Source organism: Pasteuria penetrans (assembly GCF_900538055.1).
Lineage (GTDB): Bacteria > Bacillota > Bacilli > Thermoactinomycetales > Thermoactinomycetaceae > Pasteuria > Pasteuria penetrans.
In genome coordinates, this window is the sequence record NZ_UZAC03000001.1 from 1,376,354 (window position 1) to 1,397,472 (window position 21,119).

Below are 21,119 nucleotides of genomic sequence, written 5' to 3' on the forward strand. Positions count from 1 at the left end.
CCGCAACTCTAGGGAAAGAAGGGCTAAGAACCCCCAGAAAGAGGGGGAAAGAACCACTCATCTCTTGCGACCATGCAATTTCTCCATAGCACCATGTAACTGTAGCAGTCGACTCTTGCAGGCATCGACACGGGAACGATCCTCGGAACGCAAAGCAGAATGCAGACAGGCTAATTCATCGTCAATAACCTGACTCAGAGCCGCATGAGCACTCGCAAAATCATAATTCAATTCGACACCAATCGTATCATTCATAGGGCAGCACCCTCTCTCACACCAAAGGTTTCAAGCAGAGACACACTTCGGACACCCGCGTGAAGGCGGCCAAAAGGGGACCACGCCCCCGCGGCAACAACTCAAGGATTACCCTTAGGGGGAGAGGATAAACTTCAAAAATTTACCCCCCCTCTAAGCCGGAGGGCCTACCCCCCTTACCCCCCAAACCCACCACATTGCATTGTGCAATCAATAATCGCTATAATGCAGTGGTTTCTATTTTCAACAAGGGCCTACAATCCATACAAGGATAGCCGAAAAAAGGTTTCAGAAAGGCTGGTGCAAACACAGCCATGCACAGAGGAACGCTCAATACAGGTCTCCTTGCTCCCCCCCCACCAGGGAGAAAAACCAGTCCCCAACAATCCACACCACTCTTTACCCATTTACGAAATCACGCCGCCCGCAAGCCGATCAATTTCCATATCCCGGGTCACAAGATGGGGCAAGGAATGCAGGAAGATTTCCGTCATTTTCTCGGCGAAAATGCCCTCTCCATTGATTCCATCAATATCGAACCCTTGGATGACCTACACCAACCAGAGGGAATCATAGCCGAAGCGCAACGGTTGGCAGCTCGGGCCTTTAGTGCTGATGTCTGTTTATTTTCGGTACAGGGAACCAGTACGGCCATCATGGCCATGATTATGTCCGTTTGCAACCCGGGGGATAAGATCCTTGTCCCCCGTAACATCCACAAATCCATTTTAGCGGCACTCATATTGGGCGAAAGCCATCCCATTTTTCTCCCCCCCGCAGTGGATACGAAATTCGGTATCGCCCATGGGGTGAGTACCCGACAAGTAGATAAGGCTCTACGGGAACATCCCGATTTACGTGCCGTACTCATCATCCATCCCACTTATTATGGAATCACCGGTGATCTTGCAGCCATCGCCCAATGCGTTCACCAATATGACATCCCCCTTTTGGTCGATGAGGCTCATGGGGCCCATACGTACTTTCATCCCCTATTACCCTGTTCGGCCATGGAGGCGGGGGCCGATATGGCAGCCACCAGCCTTCACAAATTAGGGGGATCATTGACACAGAGTTCCCTACTCAACATACGTACGCAACGGATTGATTTACAACGGGTCAAAACACTGATGAGTTTGCTCACAACGACTTCTACCTCCTATCTCTTACTCGCTTCCATAGACTGTGCGCGCCAACAATTAGCCCTACGGGGCAAGCAGTTATTGGACCAAGCCCTTTACTTAGCACAACAGGCACGATTAGCAATCAACAAAATCCCGGGTCTTCAATGTATGGATGCTCGATGCCTCGATGGGGAGACGGCCTATGCTATGGATGGTACTAAGCTACTAATCCATTTGGGAGATCTAGATATTACGGGGATTGGGGCCGAGCGATGGCTGCGAACACATCACAATATCGAGGTGGAGTTGAGCGATCGCAACAACCTACTCTGTTTTGTCACCTGGGCCGATACCATCCATTCTATGGGTGCCCTTGTCAACGGCCTGCATGATCTAGCACGCTGTTTCTATACTCCCCATCGGAAAATACAACAAAATTTGTCTATCCCTTCCATTCCCGAATTGGTACTCTCACCGCGCGAAGCACTCTTTTCCCCCTCCCATTCCGTGCCCCTGGCAAAAGCATCCGGTTGTATCTCAACGGAGACAATTTCCATCTATCCCCCCGGTATTCCTGTCCTTCTGCCGGGAGAGAGAATTACAACAGAAAGCATCCAATACATCATCACACATTTGCGGGAGGGTTACCATGTACAGGGTTCGGAAAACTTGAAGGTTGAAAAAATTAAGATTACTAAATAGAAGTTATTAGATAGATAAAGAGTCATTATCGTAATCCCTACGGAGACCATATCCGCAAAGGGAAGCCTCTTCTCTGTCCTAAGGGATGATCATCCCCTCCTGCTTGGGTTCTCTCCTCCATCGAGTCCTGCGAAACGTTCTATCGCCCCCCTTCTCTCAACAAGAAGCGGGGCGACCTGCTCTAATGCGGGTATTCAGACTCAATTTCTCTATGATTCCACCTAGGCTCCACTTCAGCTACAAAGGATGTTTGTGGAAGTTGTCCGGACAAAAACGATGCTACATCAGCCGCCTCTTCCAAGGAGTCCAGATGGAAAATATGGCGAATGGTTTCGATGTTCTCCAGATCATCCTTTGATAACAGGGAGGAGCGTCGTGTCTGCATGCAGATCACTAATGGATGATTGAAAAACATGTGGGTGTAAATCAAACCAAGATCATATCGCCTTCCTTCTGTGGCAAAGCCAACAAAACGTACACGTACCGTTTCTGATTCATCGTAGAGGGGATCCTGAATTTGTACTATAATCACCGTCCCCGCTTCCCTTCCCTAGGAAGCAGAATTTGCCAATGACACTAGGCCCACACCCCCTCAGTTTACCACGCTGTACCCAATGCATACGGATTGAAATTAATAAATATTTTTACCATATAAAGATTATCGCCATGGATTAGTTATGAAAGATAATGGAAGGCAAAAATCCAATAGACCCCAGCATGGGGTAAAAAGGGGCTGAAGAAATTTTGGGAAAGGATGCCTGGATCACGTTAAAAAATACAAAACACAGCGAACTAGATTTATTGGAGTTGATGCAACTCCTGGAGACTTATCGTAGTCGCCTACAAAAAACAGGGAAGCAGCTGGATTGGGATTATGCAGCCGCTGCCTTTCCTTATACCATTCAACATATAGGGAAGGAGGGGGAGGGCGGCGAAAAATACCTAAAACTTACATCCACCCAGCCTAAACTTTATACTGGCTTGCTGTTCGCTATGGAACAAAAGAATGACTCGCCTGCTATTCGTCTTACCCTTCCGCCCAATGCCACTCATGGTGACCGCAGTAAGGGGAATGAATTTGCGAAATTTTTGTCCAAAGAGTTGAGGGCGCCTATCATTCAATTCAATGGTCGCGTGATTCCCGCATGAAGGTTGTCTACAAGTCGGACCACGGAGATGAAACAAACCCATAAAAGACAGCAAGACAAAAGGAATATCCCTGAGACATTGACAACCTGTCAGGAGTATAAAACTACAAAAGGATGACCTTGGGAAGGTCCTCCTTTCCCCCTGGCTTTCATTGACTGTCCGGTTCGGGTGTTGTTTCTTTTCTGTTTGTATCCGATTTTCGGGTTTCATCATCGTTACTTTGCTGTGGAACTTATGATGGGTTCCCCAATAGATTTTTCAATTTCCTCCAGCCATAATCAAGATAATCAACAGTGGGTCTAAGAAGTCCTGTAAGAAGAAGACTCAGGGGTCCAGAATCCATTTTTTTCATCGTTTGTTTTTTGTACTCTGTATCCTGTCCAAAATCCACAATCCCCCGATATAAATTGTTGACAGCACTTACGGGTACCTCTGTAGTTGCACCGAGAAGGGTCCCACCAGGATCCCTGTTTATATCCTTCTTCAATTTCTCCCATCCCCCCTCTTCCAAGGGATTGTCTATCCATCTTGCAATGGAGTTGTCCGAATTACCGCTATGTCTCGGTTCTGATTCCTTCCCCCCGTTGATGTCACCACTATTTAAATTGAACAACAAACTAAAACTCTTATTATAAGTCGGGAACCATATCTCTGCTACCCCCCTACCCTCATCTGGGCTCAGCCTAACCCTTCTAACTTCATAGTCCTTCCCTGGCCCTTCCTCCTTTAGCTTAGGATCCTTTTCGACAATGGCGTTCCTAATCTGATCGGTAACCTCCCTATGGGACCGTATCCACTCCCCTGTTTTAGTTACCGGGTATTCTCCCCCATACTTTGTATCCCAATCTTGATTTTGTACCCCGGGGGAAGGAGATGGTCCACTCGCACCCGATGATATGGGAACGAGGAACAACGAGAAAATAAAAAATATTACTGTTATTTTTCCCACAATTATGGTATTCATCCCTGTCCACTTCCCTTTCAAACGTATAATCCACACATACTCTACATATGCTCTATCACACGATTCTCACCCCTGCCATAACGAGGTCGATGATTGATCGTTATCAAGTGAAAAGTCAGAAAAAGTCCTCACGATAAAGATCATTCCAAAAACTGAATACGATCTGAAAACTAAATATTAAATATTATTTAATGAAGAGAAAATATTTGAATATAATAAATTACATTGTTATAATAGGGTACAACGTACCTATATGATATCATTATACGAAATTACTATCATATAAAAAAGGGGAGTACGATGTGAATTCTAGAAGGAAAAAAATAACTCCAATACTACTCATAGTTTCTTTACTTATAACCCCTATACAATGCGATAATGTAAACGCATTTTGGGAATTTTTAAGGAGAACACCAAAGACAAAAGTAGGCAGATCCGTACCAACCACCACAACATGGGAAGGCGAAGCCCTGCCAAAACAAGGGATAAAAGGTAAATCAGAAACAAGGGCAACATGGGAAGGTGAATCCCTGCGAAAACAAGGGATAAAAGGTAAATCGGAAACAAGGGCAACATGGGACGGCGAAGCCCTACCGGAACAAGGGATAAAAGGTAAATCGGAAACAAGGACAACATGGGACAACGGAGCCCTACCATCGTCCCAATCCTCATCAGATTCTGTTCCCAATAGCAAAATAAATTCAGGAATGGGAAGCGAAGCATTGTCTGCATCACCCATGAATCAGATCACTGAAGGGAAACCAGGGACAAGCGGAAGGGGGGCGTCCAATCTAAATCACGGTGTGGATAAAAAAACAACCTCCCTGACAAGGATTCTTGGATCGGATGAATACAAGAGACTAGCTGAGACCCTGAGCCCTGAGGAATTGACAAAACTAAGAGAGAACTTAATCAGCAATACCGCAGATAGATTGGTCCAAAAACACAAGGAACGTAATCCCGGTCGATGGGTGAAAAAGAACCTCTTTCCCATAGCGGCATGGGGAAGCCTCGCGGTAGCCCTTTATATGGCAATACACAACACGGACAAAGACTCCCAGGATTTAAAAATTAAACAACAAGAATTGGAATTGAAAGTAAAGGACCTCGAAAAAGAATTAACGTCCAATGCCCAAAATGATGAGGACGGAATGAAAATCAAAAAATCACTGATCGAAGATAAGAAAAATAATGATACTCATTACACAAGGTACGAGGAGGCGATGAGAGAAATATTTGGAAAACATAATTTCAATACAGAGTTGACATATAGAGAATCATCTGAAATTTTTACGAATGCAACCCAGAGTCTAAAAAGCAGCCCATAGCATCTCGTTGCGGGTGTGAACTCTGAATATTGGCCAAACTTCGGGCCCGAAATATCCTCGAGCGACTTTTTCCTAATTCTGGATTGTAAGGATGAATTAGGTAGGGGCCTACTTTCCTTCCATAATTGGTTTGTTTATTCAGTTCACTGTACACGAGCCTATGCTAAAGAACAACTGTCTCTATTAATTTATAAAATAAATATATAAAATAAATAAAAAAAATTATGTTATTTTTTCTATTATTTGCATTTATTCTAAATTATTGAATAATTTTCATTTTATTTTATGTGTATTAGAAACTATATTCATTTTTATGAAACATTACGATGGCGTTCTTCGCTGATCATTTTCTAGGTGACTATTGCGACATACGATAGCAGGGTTTTCCTAGTTCCCCCCAATCCGAACCCCCAAACGTTGACGAAAATCGGGCTTGGGGGCATAGTTTTTTCCCTCTATAAAAGAATGGGTAGCCTTGTCACCCCGATGGTAATTTGCGGTGGGAAAAATTCAAATCTAGACAAATACAACCACGTCGGGTAGGTCTGACATCTAAGCCAACCCTCTCACAAAACCACACGTACTGCTCTCGCATTATGTGGCTCTTATGGGTGTCGGGTCAAAAGTATGAGAGTAGTGCCAGCAATCGTTTAAACACGCCCACTCCAGTTTTCGTGCTTGCCATCATACAATCACAAGATACTATTTGCTAACAAATACATGTGATGGGTACTATCATTAAATAAATATATTATATTTTAAAAAAGATAGGTCCCGAAGATTTAGAAGCCCTGCGGAAGACTTTTGACCCTATGCCCTATGATCCCATAGGATTTTGCCCATTCGGGATCCCAGTCTCGGTGTAACGTTCTTCGTACCTTCCTCTGCTGTGTTCTATCCGAATTTCGATCCAATGTTGCCTGGTCCAACTTGCGATCATCTCCTTACCTCAGATTGTGCGTCCAGTTAAACCCGATGGGTCTAACCCACCATCATCTCTTTGCTTCGGAAATTGTACGTTGGCTGGTCCAGGCAGACCATTCAACCCCTTTACTCCATCCTCATTACAAGGGTTTCTTCACTACTATGAGTTGATCCGACTCTGTTCACGGGGGCCTTGTGGTATACCCTTAGCCCTTTACACCTCCTGGCTAAGGCCAGGTGTCCGTGCGATAGTCTCCCGTGGTTCCCTAATGAGGACCTACATCAAGTTATTCCATCTGTGCACCGAATGCCGCCAGAACAGTAGGTGGTTCGCCCTCCATGGCTTTGTTCCAAGGATAGGTCCCTTGTTTCAACATCGACTGAGCCTTTCAATGCTTTCCTCCCATGGTTCGCTTTACCAATCCCCCTGATTCACACTGGACGGGATTCTTTCATCCTGCTTTTTCCTAGAACGCCCACCACCATAAATCTGGGCGGTTTGAACTCTGCATACCACCTGCCGATTCCGGGGGGTCCTCCTCCCCCATCCCTCATAGAGCACGACACAACACACAGAACCCTGTCAAGATACATTCGATCTATCGAATAATGGTTCAACCCCCACCCCCAGGACTGAACCCCCAGATCCGATATGCGGCCAAGATCCAGTAAAATTTCTAAGTTACAATCCAGCCACCAGACGGAAATCGAAGAGAAGGATGGTTGGACGGGGGGAGAAAATAAAAAAACACGTAAGACCAGATATGAAACTGCACGAGGTAACAAAAATGCCCAATCCCATATGGGGGGACTGGGTCCACTACTATGGCACCTTTGATCCCCCACATCTGAGAAAATCTACTACGCAACTTTGATGACAATGTTTTGACTTAGTGGGCTTATAAGGGGCCCAATCAATAGCATGCGAAAGGCCAGCAAGTGGATCCAATATATACGAGAAAGGTACGGGAACCGCTTCGTCCATGGGCATATCCATAAGACGCTAGGATAGGACCATAAGAGACGCATAATGCGAGAGTAGTACGTTGTTCTGTGGGGAGGAGGGTTGGCTCCGGGTGCCAGCAGCCCTATCCGACGTGGGGGGGTTGACTGAGATGCCGGCCCTACTCGACACCCCCAGCCGATTCCCAGCTTCTCCCTGGTATAGTAAATTCCGTCCCGTAAAGCAAATGTATGAGGTGGAGAAAAAATACGGTGATGACCCCTTGCACTTTTGGGAACAATGGTGTATCCTTAATGGGTGTTGCCTTGTGCGGGGGCGTTGGCCCTTGTGTTGTTCTACGATTGGGAGATGGAGCTGTGGTGTAGAGGCCTAACATGCCTGCCTGTCACGCAGGAGATCGCGGGTTCGAATCCCGTCAGCTCCGCCATTTCTTGGCTGTGTTCCATAGGGGTATGTGGGCCCATAGCTCAGTCGGTAGAGCAGTCGGCTCATAACCGATAGGTCACAGGTTCGAGTCCTGTTGGGCCCATGGCCACTGTTTTGTATGCGTTCAGGGAATGAAGTTGTTCCTTAAGCGCGTTTTGTCGTGTTCGGGGTTGTGTGTTTTCCTTTCTAGGACAGTTAGCTCAGGGGGAGAGCGCTTCCCTGACACGGAAGAGGTCGTAGGTTCGATTCCTATACTGTCCATTTCTGTATTTTTGGTTATTTTCAGTTTGTTGTGGGTTGGGTTCTGTTTGATTCGCCATGGGTCTCTTAGGTTATGTAGTTTTTTCGAAATAGGGGATTCCGGGGATAATTTTGTAGCCCCTGATGCTGTCACGATTCTGTAGTATCAGACAGCATCAGGTTTCTCTGTGTTTGTCATTCAGCAGTTTACTTTTATTACCCAGGACATGATCTGGGATCATTGAGGTTGGATTGAACAGGGTAATCTCTCCTTATGGTGATTGTTGATATTGGATTCAGTTTTGATCATTGTTATTTTGCTGTGGAATTTATGATTTGTTCCCGAATAGATTTTTCAATTTCCTCACACCATAATCAATGACATCAGGATAAGGTCCAAGAAGTTCTGTGAGAAAACTCAAAGGCCCAGAATCAAATCTTTTCATCTTTTGTTTTTTGTACTCTGTATCCTGTCCAAAATCCGCGATCGACCGGTATCCGTTGTTGAAGGCACTTATGGGTACATCTACTGTTGCACCTACAAGGTTCCCACCAGGATCCCTGTTCATACCCTCCTTTAATTTCTCCCATTCCCCCTCTTCAGAAAGGTTGTTTACCCATCTTGTAATAGCGTTGCCCGAATTACTACCATAGTTCGTTTTATTTTTCTCACTATCGCCATTGTTTTCCGTATTGCTGCTTTCGTTTTTGTTTATGCCTGATTCTGACCCCTCTTCCTTACTACCACTATTGTCTTTCATATTGCTACTTCCGTTTTTGTTTATGCCTGATTTTGACCCCTCTTCCTTTATGGGTTTTTCTGTATTTCCTATATCCTTGAAAGACTCCCATTGATTAGACCCAGATGCTGTCTTCACGGCTTGGTCTGTTTTCAATTGATTATCTTCGAAAGGTACATTCACAATTCCCCCGTCACTCAATTCCGTTCGGACATCTATGCGCTTCCCGTCTTCGCTTACGTACGCTGTTTTGAATTTCCCCCCCGAAAACTTCTCCGCTTCTTCTTTCATTTTTGAATCTATTTCCTCGGTCTGTTTCTGTAAGCCTTGTCCTTGTTTATCCGCTGGTTTATTTGATTCTTTTTTCTCACTATCGCCATTATCCTTCATATTGCTACCTCCGTTTTTGTTTATGCCCAATGTTTGAATCCCATTCCTGAGAATTTCGCGCCCCTCGCTATCTGTTAGTTCCGTGTTGAAATCATATTTTTTATATAATTCATCCATTTTTGTCATGAATCCTGTGTAGTTAGGATCATTATTTTTCTCATCTTCGATCAGTGATTTTTTGATTTTCATTTCGTCCTCATCATTTTGGGCATTGGACGTTAATTTTTTTTTGAGGTCCCTCACTTTCAATTCCAATTCTTGTTGCTTAATTTTTAAATCCTGAAAGTCTTTGTTCTTGTTGTGTATTGCCACATAAAGGGCTATCGCGGTGCTTCCCACTGCCGATATGGGAAAGAGGTTCTTTTTCACCCATCGACCGGGATTACGTTGCTTGTTTTTCTGGACCATTCTACCTGCGGTCTTGCTAATTAAGTTTTCTCTTAGTTTTGTCAATTCCTCAGGGTTCAGAGTTTTGGCTGTCCTTTTGTATTCCTCGGATTCAAAAATCTTTGTAAGGGCAGGTTTCCCACTGTCACCCTTTCCTATCCGTTGTGGTAGGGAATTTTCGTCCCCGGTTTTTTTTGTTCCCGGTATGCCCTCTTCTGCCGTTTGTTGCGGTGAGGTTTTGTTATCATTCCGGGTGGTTTCTGTTTTCGATTTATGTCCTGTTGATGGTTGTGATAGGGGGGCATCGTCCCGAGTTGCATGTGTTTGTGTTGATTCGCCTGTTTTTTCTCGTGGCGCCATGCGTGCCCTTTCTGTTACTCTGGGTCTTTCGACTGCCCCCCTCAATCCCGCCCTCATCAAAGATCCCAAACCGAAAAAAAATGCGTTTGTATTGTCCGGTACTGCAAGACTTAGAGATAATGAGCTAACAAGGAATATTGATATTATTTTTTTATTTTTGTTATTCATGAACAATATACCCCCCTTTTCAAAATATATTTAATAATATGATTATATCATATATATATATATTATTATTCAAAGTATTCATTTTTTATAATTTTTATTATTTTGTAAGTTATTTACATTAAAAGGTGGGTTGCATCCCAAATTTGGTATCAGGACTCCAACACCAAATTTGGGATGCAACCCACTTTCCATTTTTATTTGAACCCCAGAGGACAATTATGAACCCTGTTAACCGAACCATCACCATATTATATTAATAGTAAATTACATAAAATTTTAATTTAAACCTAAAATACACAAAGAAAGACCCCCCGGCACAGGCCTCTATAGAAAAAGTGGATACCCCCTGGTATCCACTTTTTAGCCCTCTCTACACCATTCTCAGATGATGGTTTTCCTCCTTACTACTTGTTCCCCCCTTCATCATCTCCATTATCTTTTGCCTTGCCGCCTCCATCATCTTTTGCCTTGCTGCCTTCATTATCTTTTGCCTTGCTGCCCTCATTATCTTTCGTCTTGCTGCCTTCATTATCTTTCGCCTTGCTGCCCTCATTATCTTTCGCCTTGCTGCCTTCATTATCTTTTGCCTTGCTGCCCTCATTATCTTTTGTCTTGCTGCCTTCATTATCTTTTGCCTTGTTGCCCTCATTATCTTTTGCCTTGCTGCCCTCATTATCTTTTGTCTTGCTGCCTCCTTTCTCATCCTGATCTCCCATGTTCTCACTATCCTTCTCACTACCCTGCACAGTACGAACCAATGTACCCTCAGAAACCCTACCGTACAATTCCTCCGCATCCCTATTCAACATACGTATGCAACCATGAGACACCTTAGCATGCTTCATAACAAGATCCGGACTACTAGTTCCGTGAATAGCTACCCCATCTCCACCTTGCAAAGGCATGAAAACAGAACCAAACGGATTACCCTTTGCGCAACCCTCATACAAAATCTCTCTTGTGCTCTTGTCCCTGAACGGATGGCACCGCTCTTTATACGATATACTAAACACGCCCGCCGGTGTTTTAGTGCTATCCTTTCCTGTAACCACAGGGAATTCCCTCTGTAGTTTCTTTCCCTCATATAATTTCAATATATTTTCCTTAAGATCAACTACTATATGAGTCCCTTTAGAATAGAAATTGCTTTCTGCGAAGGCAATCGATAAAAATGAAAAGCTGCACGACAAAGAAACCAAACACAACAAAAATTTATTCATAAACTTATGACCCCCATCCTATTTTTAGCATATATGGATCCCGAAACCAACCCCAAATCCAATGATATTCCTTCACCTCATGGAACACAACAACTTATATTTTTTTATTTAATGATAACTTATTTATATTTATTTTATATTTATTTTATATTTATATATAAACATATAAATATATATATGTATATAGTAAAATATTATATTAAATAGGGATACGACTATAGGCATAGACAAATATAGGCCGGAAACCCTATCCCCATCTATCCCATTCGGGTCTCCGCTGTTCATAGCGGGTAGATGAACGACGACTCTTTAGCATGAATTTTTTTATAGGAATCGGGTGGGCAAATATGTTTATGAGGTGACGTATTAGAAAACGAATAAGATGCTTGCTAGAGAGCACCTATCTGATGACTGTAAAATTAAGGATCATAGTCCCCTAGTTTGATAGTTATTTAAGAAAACAACAAAAAAATTAGGTCATTAGCCCCTCCTCTGCTATAATGCTCCATAGAGAACCCTCAAATTCCTATGGAAAAGCAGGTGTTAGAGCTAATGACCTACCCCCACTCTATCACAAATCCCCTTGGCAGTATAGACAGCGTAATATCTTATGTTGAAGTCGGTTTATCGGACGTACCCAAACACTGTGAACGCATTTTCCAGAGTAGGGTTCGGGACCTTTCCGAGGTTCTTCTGAACATGAACCCCAACAAGGATTTGGATCCCGAGTCCGTCGTAGAGAGCATTCAATTTTTGTCTGCTAACAAAAATAAATTGCAAACCACCTATTGGGCCAAGGATTTTATAACCACAAAGATATTGCTTGAAGCGGTGATTGGGAAGTTACGGAATCTTGGCTTTAGTGATATAGATATTTTTGAGTGGATAGCCAGAACACTCAAGGAAGCTCTAGAGGAGGCAGAACCTTCACAAGGATGTGTCATTGGGAACTACTACCTGTGGTTGATGGACCGGATGTGGATTCCACAACAGTTTGGGTATCTTCCTAAGACAGAGGAGGTCTTTATCGACTATCTGAAACAAAGCTTGTCCATCATGCAGCTATGGGGAATACCCTGTACAGAAGCAGTCCGTGTCGTTGTCCTAAAAATACAAAGGATCCCCAATCAATACAATCTGCCCTTGACAAGCGCCTATGCCGGGTCTCCGTACTTTAATGGTTACGGAACCAGGAGAACCTAGGACGGTCCTATTTTTTTATGGTTAATAGTGAAAAAGACAACGGAGAGAATTGAATCAGCATACCCATACTGCAATGTTTTGCTCAGTATAAATGAATTTAAAATTGAATATGTTCCATTCTGAATATGGACCGTAGTTTTTGCAGATTTCGGGTCCAATGAACTATACAACGTTGCCAATCGGACAGGGGGTACTCCTCTTGTATGGCCTGTATGAGGCCGTCATGGGCATCTGTAGTGATCAGGGGTATAGTATGTAAACCGCGTGAACGGGAGGTTTTGAAAAACTTTGCGCCAGGTCTGAACACATTCTGGTTGATCGATCCCATAGTACAAAATGTCTTGAATGCGAACACCATTTCGATTGCTGAATCCCATGACGATGTACACGGCTACGGATCCCCTACCACGAACATAAGTGTAGGTGGCATCTGCCTGGACGAAGCTATAGCTGTTACCTTGTAGGGAACGTTGATTCCATGCACTTAGATGGGAATCATAATAGCGTCTAAACCGGCGAGAAAAGAGTGGAGCGCAGGATATCACTATTGCATAACAACGGGGATCGTCTCGACAAATCCTGCAGAGATACACAATCAGCACGGAGGGGGTACAATTTCTCCAACCAACAGTGGGTATATCTCTGATAACGCTCCACAAGAACGGATTCGAATCTTCCCTTCCGTACTATAGGAAAGAAAATCGTGATGAAACCGCAACCTGTCTGTATGGTTCTTTTCCTGTAACCGTTTCTGCGAATCATCCTACCGGAACTGCCAGGACTCCTCTCTCGCAGCTCCTATCTTCGATAATGATCGCACTCATGATCGACTAACCACTCAAAAGCCTTGGAAAAATCATGTAAACCAATATTGGAATTCTGGGAAAGCTCTCTCTCCAAATGCAAAATAGCTTCTTTTAACGAACTCCCGCTTTTTTGTAGATATTTCAATCGGTATCGTAAGAAAGAGCGCATATCCTTTTCACATGTCCAGTGAACGGGGCCAGAATTTTGATAACTCATGGTGTTATGTCACCCTATCTATTATAAATTTAATAATAGATGTTGTAATATGTACAAGTAATTTTGTCTATGATATTTTTGGGATCGCACAATAAGAAACAAGATAGGTAGGGAACCTTGGGATCACCACTAGTTTGGGGAAACACAAGTAATGGTTGGGGGGCGAAGGGCCCTTTTCAGGGAAAGAGGGATCCGTTGGGGCTCTCTGCGCGAGGGGAACAAGGATCCGGAGGAAAAGATTTGCCCCTCGCAAAGGATTTCAACCAGGAGTACTAAAAAAGGTCCAACAGAGGGGTTCTACGCGAGGGAAAAATAATGGGGGAGAATGGATAGATATGGTAATTAGGGTCAATTTAGATTTTATTATATATTAGATTGAAATAATTAATAAAAAAATATATTCAGAGACGGGTCATTAGATGACGCGGGGAGGACAAAAAAGGGCCCACTCGGGGCCCTGACACCAAATTTGGGATGCAACCGTCTTTGGGAACTATCCTATGTTTTAAAATATAATGTATTTATTTATTAATGGAAATACCCATCACATATATTTGTTAGTAAATAGTATACTATGATTGTATGATAGCAAGTATGAAAACTGGAGTGAACGTGTCTAAACGATCGGCTGGTACTATCTCTCATACTTTTGACCCAACACCCAGAGGGGAAATACCACCGATCCATAGAATGGTGGGGGATTGGACAGTTGTTGCTATTGCCGCTGCTGTTGTTGTTGTCGTTAGCAGTTGTTGCTATTGCCGCTGCTGTTGTTGTTGTCGTTAGCAGTTGCTTGCTATTGCCGCTGCCGCCGTTGTCATAGCAGTTGTTGCTATTGCCGCTGCCGCCGTTGTCGTAGCAGTTGTTGCCGTTGTTCCCGCAGTTGTTCCCGTTGTTGGTACCATGGTTGTTGTTCCAGTTGTTTGATTTTTTGTTCCAATTGTTGTAGCAGTCGTTCCAGTTCTTGTTTCCACTGTTGGTACCGTGGTCGTTCCAGTTGTTCCAGTTTTAGTTTAACCAGTGGTTGTTCCAGTTGGTCCAGTTGTCGTAGCAGTTGTTCCCGTTGTTGGTACCATGGTTGTTGTTCCAGTTGTTTCTGTTGTTTCCGCAGTTGTTCCTGCAGTTGTTCCCATTGGCCGATTTTTTGTTCCACTTGTAGCAGTTGTTGGTACTCTGGTTGTTGTAGCAGTCGTTCCAGTGGTAGTTTCCGCAGTCGTTGTTCCAGTTGTTCGTCCATTGGGCCGATGTTCTGTAGTTGTTGTTCCAGTTGTTCCTGTTGTTTCCGCAATTGTTTCCGTTGTTGGTACCCCGGTTGTTGTTCCAGTTGTCCGATTTTTTGATGCAGTTGGCTCGCTTGTTCGACTGTTTGATGCAGTTGTAGCAGTTGTTGGTACTCCGGTTGTTGTTCCAATTGTTCCTGTGATAGTTTCCGCAGTCGTTGTTCCGATTGTTCCAGTTGTTCGTCTATTGGATCTATGTTTTGTAGCAGTTGATCGATTTTTTGTTCCAGTTGTTTCACCCCCTGTTTCCTCTGGTGGTACCCTGGTTGTTGTTCCAGTTGTTTGATTTTTTGTTCCAGTTGTTGTAGACGCTGTTTCCACCATGAACTACTCCTCTGTTGTGCCCCCGACTCATCATAAGATGATAGATTCTGGATATCGGGCCTGGCTAACCTCTGTAGGGAGGAAGCTGCAGATTTATGGTAAGGGCCCCATAATGTAGGAATGACAAAAAATATGGCGAACGCATATCTCTTATTTATTTTATTCATTATAATCGACTCCATAATTTTAAAATATATATAACAAATCAAAAAAATCTAATTCAGTGTCGATCAAGGTCAAGCCCTATCCCTTCTCCAGGTAAGGATGACCCATGCGCACTATTCTAACTTACTTTATGAATTTAAGTCAACCGGAAGCATCCGAAACGGGTATGTGCAGGGAACAAAAATATAGTAAAATCAACAGATCTTGATAAAATTGATAGTTCGGACGAACTCCCTCTGATGGATCGAAGTCAGAAAAATACCATTATGTACGATGGAGAAGGAAGGGGTGTAGTGTTATCCCCTCAGGAACTGAAACGGCTCTGTGCCCTGTGTACATATGGTATCGTTTACATCGATGATACCGCTGCTGTACGTAAAGGAAATGAGTACGTAACCCTCTTTCATGATCCGATTCATAAGACTGTATTGGCCGTGATCAAGGGGAGGAGTCAAGAAGAACTCGAAAAGAATATCAAGGAGTTCCACCCGGAATTGCTTGAGCTGAAACCAGCTGCCGTTATTATTGATGGCGCTAGGTCCTATCGTAATTTGGTCATATCCCACTTTCCGCTGTAAGATTCAAGAGCGGGTAGTCTGTGGTCCCTAAAAATTCCCTATTTGCGTCTTTTCGATTAACAATTGTTTTTATGTTTTTAATAAATAGATAGAAATTTATTGTTAAATCATATTGTAAATAGCACAAAAGGCGTTATAGGGGTGCTTTTTCTCGGAATCGTGGTTAGATATATCTTCAGAATAATTTTATTTTAATCAGGGGGTTCCCTCTGGAGGAATCCATAGGTCAGCAAAACGTCCCTCCTACACGAAACGGGAATCTCAGTAGAACCTAAAGCTCTCCCTCCCCCTGTTTTTGGTCTCTGTTTTTGCCTTTAGTCCCTTGATCTTTTGTTTTGATTCCCTTGTGTTTTTGTTCTTTTCCCCTTGCCCCCTGGCCTAGGCCAGGGGGTTTTCGCGCCCCTACCCCTCCTCCCTCCAACTCACCATTGTTGTTTGTGTTGGCCTGGCCCATTGTGTAATGGCGCCTGGCTTCTCCATCGTGGGGGCTCCAGAATGGCGCTGCTGCATGGCCTTCTTTTATCCCTCTCCCTTGTGGGGAAGGGGGGTTCTTCTATGACTGTCGTTGCCCTTATGTAGCCCTATGCGACCCTATAGTCCTTCTCACTTTTACATACGCAATTCCCGCTATTGCCCTTGGGAAACAGTCGATCCTCTACTCAAAAACTCTGTTCCATGATCCCTTCTGGATCCTCCGCGATATGCATGATGATCAACAGGGTTAGGTGAGATAAAAAAGGGAAATACAAGACAAGAGTGGGGAAATGTATAGAGGACAACCGCTTGGTTTCTGAAATGAAAAACTTAATATAGGAAAGGTTGGTTTTATGATTCCAATTGACTTGGATGTAGACAGAATGGAAAAAAGGATAGAAGAACGTATACAACATTACGAACAGAAAGGATTATCGCTTCAGGAATCCATCCCCCATGTAGTGGAAGAGATCGAGGAAGATTCTGAATGGGCTCCTGGTCCCATGGGGAGGGCTTATACTTTTATAGCCAATTATCAGTTTAAAAAACAAATTTTAGGTGGCCGGGAGAAACACCAAAGGGGTCCCGATTTCCCAAAAGTAGACCGAAATGGTTATAAAAAACGTAAAAAACGCACCAGCAAAGGAATTGTGGTTTACTATGACCCCCAGCCAAGGAAAGGGCATTTCCGATCTGCGGTTACTAAACCCTACAAAAAATATACGAAGTCGTGTATAGATATTCTTTCCTCCTTACGTAAGGCCGGTATGTCCATAAAAAAAATATCCGAATTGTCGAATGATATTCTGCGATCAAAAATCTCACGCTCCACTGTGTCAAGATTACTTATGGGACATCTAAAGGAAGAGAATAGAGGATTCAATGAGGAACCCATAAGAAACCCGCATGAAATTAGGACCGTAAAGGTGGATGCTTACTACAAACCCGTTCGTGGATTCGGGAAAGTAGCTGTCTATGTCATAAAAGCGAGTAGGAAAAATACATCAGGGATAAAAACAGATGAGGTTTTATCAAGTTTGGTAAATCCCCCCGAAACAGCTGAAACTTGGTATGAAGCCCTCCAAAATGTTTACGACCGTGGTTTACGGATGGGTCCTGATACCCTTTTTATTGCTGATGGTCATAAGGGAATCAGAAAGGCGCTAAGCCAAGTATATCCCGAAGCAGGTTTTCAAGGGTGTCAATTCCACAAAATGGTGAATCTTTACCAGGCCTTCAGAAAGGATAGACCGAGAAAAAAAGGAGTGAAGTGGGAACCCATCCGAAGCCGGATTTATCAAGACATTTTTCATGTTCTTGACAAAAAAGAAGCCCTTCATGGCTTGATACGCTTTAGTGATGACTATCAATCCAAGTTGCCCAAGCTCGTTGAAGGTCTATGGGCTTCCTTTGATGATGTGACAACGTATCTCGATTACGACCTAGCGGATGCTGTTCAAAATCGTACAACGGGTTCCTTAGAGAGAAATCACAGGGAGGCCAGACGTTATACGAATGGAGTGAGCTGTTATCCTACCCTTGATTCATTCCAAAGGGTGATTGATTCCGTGTATAAAAATTTCAACTTAGAGCAGGCAAAGAAACTTAGTGGGATGGATAATCACTCTGTGTCCGCATGGGGACTGGGAGAATTCGCTATCCCTGCCATGTATCCCCTATCTTCACACTAAAAAAATAATATTCTTACATTTATTTTCAGGAAAACCAACCTACCCTGAGTATGGGTATGGCTTCCATTTTTTTACATAATTGCCATTTACAGTAATTTTTTATGTTTTATTATAATTTTTAAATTATTGTGTAATTTTAACTTTTATTATGTATGTCAATGGTTATAATTCATTACGATGATATGATTTCCGAAGGATGGGGAACCCAAGAAAGTCAATCAGGGGGAGATTACAACCGAAAAAGGGATATCACCCGTAATTTCATAGAAAAAAACTATTGTGATGCGGTGATCATCCATGACAGATTCCATATCATTATGAACATAAGGGATCATGCCCTGCATCCGATTGTAACGGGCTTTTTCAAGAATAAAAAATTCGTTGATTCCGTTGACCAAATGCTTCTGGATTTGCTCAAAAAAAGCCTTTATAAGCAACTTACACCCCAGGATGAACTGGTACTGCAGGAGTTACTCCAATACTTTCCTGACCTCAAACTCCAATACGGAAAAATAGAGAAAACCCGCTCCCGTTTTCGGGAACAGTATGAACAATCTATGCTATCTAGGGATGATGTTGATGAATGCATATCATATATTCTCGATATGTATGAACACCTCATATCAGAATACAAAAATATGCTCAAAAACAAGAAAAAGAATTATTTTTTAAAAATAAAGCAGGCGATCCGTGGTGCCTTGAAGAACCGTTATTGGGAAACCATGGATCCTCAAGTGAGAGCCTTCCTAAAGAGGTTTTTTGAGTATACTTCCTCTTGGTCTTATTTGGAGAAAGCTTACTGGTTTGTGACTGCACTGGGGCATTGGTATGACAATGAGTTTTATACGATCCGGGAGACTCGAGACGCTCTGCGTGCTCTGATGGAAGCAAGACTACAATCCCAGTGCGTGGGCATTCAAAACGCGGCAAAAAGCTTAGAATCCGGCGAGGATTATATCGCCAATTACCACCTCTGTAGAATGACCAATGGCGTTGCAGAGGGTAGAAATTGTTTCGTCAAGTCCATCATGCGCCGATATTTCGGGATTAAGAATGATAAAAATTACAAAAATCTAGTGATTGTGTTATCCAACCGTCCTCGCACCCAAACCGAGTACAAACCTCGATATTCCCGTGTTAGATCCTGGACCCCATAATCATTTTTTACATATAGAACTACATGGGCAGTTGGGAGAGGGAGATATCCCGTTCGTTTCGGCATTCCAAACTAAGGTACTATGTTGCACAGTGAGCGTCCCATTGGGCCCATCCCCCTTGTACACTGTGCATGCTGCTCGAACGTATAGGACAGGTCTGTTGTTGGTTCTCTCCTTTCGTGACTTTCCCCAAGGTACCATACCCCTTAGATTTGGCGTGTACTTAGTCGCAACTGCTGTCCATAATGAAAAGGGGAGAGAGCCTATCAACTAGGGTTATAGGGCAGCCCGGTGAACTCAAACGATCTGTTTGCTTACCATCCGTTCTCCATATGCTACCCCATAATACTGCCTGCCTGATTCATGCAATAATTTCATACCCTAAAGCCTCTGTTCATCCACCCGCTATGAACAGCGGAGACCCCCGCTTTATCAGTCTCTGTGAGAACCCCTAAAAGGACGCCTTCACCCATCCGATCTAAGAATTTCCATCCTCCTAGCAGCAGAGGGTTCTTCGAAAATTTAGGTGAGGCAATCCACTAACGGAAAATTTTATATGGAGAGGGGGATACAGATATGGTGCTGGTGCGTGAATTTAAAAAAGGACAAGAATGAATTTTCTATCTGTACAAATTAATAAAATAATTATGACTAAAAAATACAGGAAAAGGTCACCCAAAGAGAAAAGAAAGTAGGACTAAAAATCCCCCAGAAAATGCACACACCCTTTGGGATGCTGCCTCCCCCACCCTTTTTCGTCGGTTGGGGCGCTGTGATGATTCTCATATAAGTGGCATGAAATCAACGTTACCTACATGCCGCAGCTTCTCTTAGAAGGATGCTACGTATCTTCGTGGCCTTGGAACCTGCAGCCGTATCCATCACGTATGATTCAAAACCTGGATGTTCAGAACATTTCATACATAAGGACAATCGTTGGTCCCGTTCATCGATCCCCTCTTTCCCCCGTCCTCCATTTTCATTCCATCCACCTAGGGACAATCTTCCCCATAAAGATCCCGATAAATCATCCTCCCCTCCCCTTCTGGCAGACTACATGACCCTATTTCTGAGCGGACGACCTGCTGGTTTTCCACCCTATGAAAATCTGAACCCGCTGTAGCTACCAAACCGTGCCTTTGGGCAAAGGAACGGTACCTTTCCCGTTGGCCCCGCGAATGACTGGGATGATCTGCCTCAATACCCCATAACTTTATGATCCAATCCGTAGCAAGGCAATCCACCTTGTACACACCGGGATGCGCTAAAGCGGCCTTCCCACCCGCCTCTTTGATCCAGCGACTAGCCTCCACAGGCTCAATTCGCCCTGTTTCATCATAATGGTCATAACGTTCCAAGGCTGGCTCAATGTAACGTTCCAAGGCCGCCTGATGATTCCCAACAATCCCTCGTTTCACAAGAAGTGTAGCCACATGCAATTCACTGATTTCCCCCCCCAATCTACCCCCATGAAGAATGATCTCCTCCTCCGTTATCCCATGTCCCAATCCCCGGAGGTATTGCAACAGAAACTCATTCTTCCGCTGACGAATACGACGCTGTCCTGCAAGACGATCTAAAAAAACGTGGTCTGTGTGGGAAACACCCAACCCTAAAACATGCATTCTCACCTTTTTCCACCGTGCGCCTACCTCCACCCCTGCAATAATACAAACACCCAACTTCTCCCCCGCCCGCTGAGCCTCTTCGATTCCTGCCACCGTATTATGATCCGTAATTGCGATTCCGCTCAAACCCAATGATGACGCCCTCTCCACCAATTGAGTGGGGGTCAGGGCACCATCAGAAGCTGTGGTATGCGTATGGAAATCCCAACCCATGATCCATCATATCCCCTTTACTCGTTTTACCTCCTAAACCAA

The 21,119-nt window shown here is 43.8% G+C and carries 18 protein-coding genes, 3 tRNA genes and 1 pseudogene; 13 read left to right on the forward strand and 9 right to left on the reverse strand.

The window, feature by feature from the left end:
• Positions 1–57 precede the first annotated feature (57 nt).
• Positions 58–255, reverse strand: a complete 198-nt coding sequence (locus PPRES148_RS05660) for a hypothetical protein (protein WP_149453617.1) — start codon at positions 253–255, stop codon at positions 58–60.
• Positions 256–569: 314 nt separating this feature from the next.
• Here PPRES148_RS05660 and PPRES148_RS05665 point away from each other — a divergent pair, with 314 nt between their 5' ends.
• Positions 570–2,081, forward strand: a complete 1,512-nt coding sequence (locus PPRES148_RS05665) for an aminotransferase class I/II-fold pyridoxal phosphate-dependent enzyme (RefSeq protein WP_149453618.1) — start codon at positions 570–572, stop codon at positions 2,079–2,081.
• 181 nt (positions 2,082–2,262) lie between these two features.
• Here PPRES148_RS05665 and PPRES148_RS05670 read toward each other — a convergent pair whose 3' ends face one another.
• Positions 2,263–2,598: a DUF3055 domain-containing protein gene (locus tag PPRES148_RS05670; protein WP_149454256.1), complete on the reverse strand. Its 336-nt coding sequence runs from the start codon at positions 2,596–2,598 to the stop codon at positions 2,263–2,265.
• Between the two features lie 227 nt (positions 2,599–2,825).
• Here PPRES148_RS05670 and PPRES148_RS05675 point away from each other — a divergent pair, with 227 nt between their 5' ends.
• On the forward strand, positions 2,826–3,230 hold the full coding sequence (locus tag PPRES148_RS05675) for a DUF1885 family protein (RefSeq protein ID WP_187820689.1): 405 nt from the start codon (positions 2,826–2,828) through the stop codon (positions 3,228–3,230).
• 232 nt (positions 3,231–3,462) lie between these two features.
• On the opposite strand, the gene PPRES148_RS05680 is transcribed toward PPRES148_RS05675, so the two are convergent.
• Positions 3,463–4,179 carry a hypothetical protein gene (locus PPRES148_RS05680; RefSeq protein ID WP_149453620.1) on the reverse strand — a complete coding sequence of 239 codons (717 nt, stop codon included), beginning with the start codon at positions 4,177–4,179 and terminating at the stop codon, positions 3,463–3,465.
• 317 nt (positions 4,180–4,496) lie between these two features.
• Here PPRES148_RS05680 and PPRES148_RS05685 point away from each other — a divergent pair, with 317 nt between their 5' ends.
• The 5 genes from PPRES148_RS05685 to PPRES148_RS05705 all read left to right on the forward strand — a co-directional run bounded on the left by PPRES148_RS05685 (position 4,497) and on the right by PPRES148_RS05705 (position 8,097).
• Positions 4,497–5,522, forward strand: coding sequence for a hypothetical protein (locus PPRES148_RS05685; protein WP_149453621.1), 1,026 nt, complete (start codon positions 4,497–4,499; stop codon positions 5,520–5,522).
• 1,970 nt (positions 5,523–7,492) lie between these two features.
• Positions 7,493–7,783 carry a hypothetical protein gene (locus PPRES148_RS05690; protein ID WP_149453622.1) on the forward strand — a complete coding sequence of 97 codons (291 nt, stop codon included), beginning with the start codon at positions 7,493–7,495 and terminating at the stop codon, positions 7,781–7,783.
• A tRNA-Asp gene (locus PPRES148_RS05695) sits at positions 7,761–7,837 on the forward strand. The genes PPRES148_RS05690 and PPRES148_RS05695 overlap by 23 nt, the downstream gene beginning before the upstream one ends.
• A gap of 29 nt (positions 7,838–7,866) precedes the next feature.
• Positions 7,867–7,939: transfer RNA gene (locus PPRES148_RS05700), tRNA-Ile, on the forward strand.
• Between the two features lie 86 nt (positions 7,940–8,025).
• Positions 8,026–8,097: transfer RNA gene (locus PPRES148_RS05705), tRNA-Val, on the forward strand.
• A gap of 308 nt (positions 8,098–8,405) precedes the next feature.
• Here PPRES148_RS05705 and PPRES148_RS05710 read toward each other — a convergent pair.
• On the reverse strand, positions 8,406–9,953 hold the full coding sequence (locus PPRES148_RS05710) for a hypothetical protein (RefSeq protein ID WP_149453623.1): 1,548 nt from the start codon (positions 9,951–9,953) through the stop codon (positions 8,406–8,408).
• Positions 9,954–10,525: 572 nt separating this feature from the next.
• Complete coding sequence (locus tag PPRES148_RS05715) at positions 10,526–11,341, reverse strand: L,D-transpeptidase (protein ID WP_149453624.1); 816 nt, start codon at positions 11,339–11,341, stop codon at positions 10,526–10,528.
• Positions 11,342–11,869: 528 nt separating this feature from the next.
• On the opposite strand from PPRES148_RS05715, the gene PPRES148_RS05720 reads away from it, so the two are divergent.
• Positions 11,870–12,544 carry a hypothetical protein gene (locus PPRES148_RS05720; protein WP_149453625.1) on the forward strand — a complete coding sequence of 225 codons (675 nt, stop codon included), beginning with the start codon at positions 11,870–11,872 and terminating at the stop codon, positions 12,542–12,544.
• Positions 12,545–12,680: 136 nt separating this feature from the next.
• On the opposite strand, the pseudogene PPRES148_RS13305 reads toward PPRES148_RS05720, so the two are convergent.
• Positions 12,681–13,567 (reverse strand): annotated as a pseudogene (locus PPRES148_RS13305) (transposase); the annotation flags it as partial.
• Positions 13,568–13,718: 151 nt separating this feature from the next.
• On the opposite strand from PPRES148_RS13305, the gene PPRES148_RS11320 reads away from it, so the two are divergent.
• Positions 13,719–13,883: a hypothetical protein gene (locus tag PPRES148_RS11320; protein WP_187820694.1), complete on the forward strand. Its 165-nt coding sequence runs from the start codon at positions 13,719–13,721 to the stop codon at positions 13,881–13,883.
• 516 nt (positions 13,884–14,399) lie between these two features.
• On the opposite strand, the gene PPRES148_RS05745 is transcribed toward PPRES148_RS11320, so the two are convergent.
• Positions 14,400–15,338: a hypothetical protein gene (locus PPRES148_RS05745; protein WP_149453630.1), complete on the reverse strand. Its 939-nt coding sequence runs from the start codon at positions 15,336–15,338 to the stop codon at positions 14,400–14,402.
• Between the two features lie 237 nt (positions 15,339–15,575).
• On the opposite strand from PPRES148_RS05745, the gene PPRES148_RS05750 reads away from it, so the two are divergent.
• The 4 genes from PPRES148_RS05750 to PPRES148_RS05765 all read left to right on the forward strand — a co-directional run bounded on the left by PPRES148_RS05750 (position 15,576) and on the right by PPRES148_RS05765 (position 19,510).
• Positions 15,576–15,914: a transposase gene (locus PPRES148_RS05750; RefSeq protein ID WP_149453631.1), complete on the forward strand. Its 339-nt coding sequence runs from the start codon at positions 15,576–15,578 to the stop codon at positions 15,912–15,914.
• An 827-nt stretch (positions 15,915–16,741) separates the two neighbouring features.
• Positions 16,742–18,079, forward strand: coding sequence for an IS256 family transposase (locus PPRES148_RS05755; RefSeq protein ID WP_149453264.1), 1,338 nt, complete (start codon positions 16,742–16,744; stop codon positions 18,077–18,079).
• Between the two features lie 182 nt (positions 18,080–18,261).
• Positions 18,262–19,236 (forward strand): transposase, encoded by a 975-nt coding sequence (locus tag PPRES148_RS05760; protein ID WP_223127975.1) that lies wholly within the window; start codon positions 18,262–18,264, stop codon positions 19,234–19,236.
• Positions 19,237–19,327: 91 nt separating this feature from the next.
• Entirely contained in the window at positions 19,328–19,510 is a 183-nt protein-coding gene (locus PPRES148_RS05765) for a hypothetical protein (protein ID WP_149453633.1), read from the forward strand.
• Positions 19,511–20,043: 533 nt separating this feature from the next.
• Here PPRES148_RS05765 and PPRES148_RS05770 read toward each other — a convergent pair.
• Together PPRES148_RS05770 and PPRES148_RS05775 are read right to left on the reverse strand one after the other, a co-directional pair.
• Entirely contained in the window at positions 20,044–20,238 is a 195-nt protein-coding gene (locus PPRES148_RS05770; protein ID WP_149453634.1) for a hypothetical protein, read from the reverse strand.
• Complete coding sequence (locus tag PPRES148_RS05775) at positions 20,229–21,077, reverse strand: PHP domain-containing protein (RefSeq protein WP_149453635.1); 849 nt, start codon at positions 21,075–21,077, stop codon at positions 20,229–20,231. The genes PPRES148_RS05770 and PPRES148_RS05775 overlap by 10 nt, the downstream gene beginning before the upstream one ends.
• Positions 21,078–21,119: the final 42 nt, after the last annotated feature.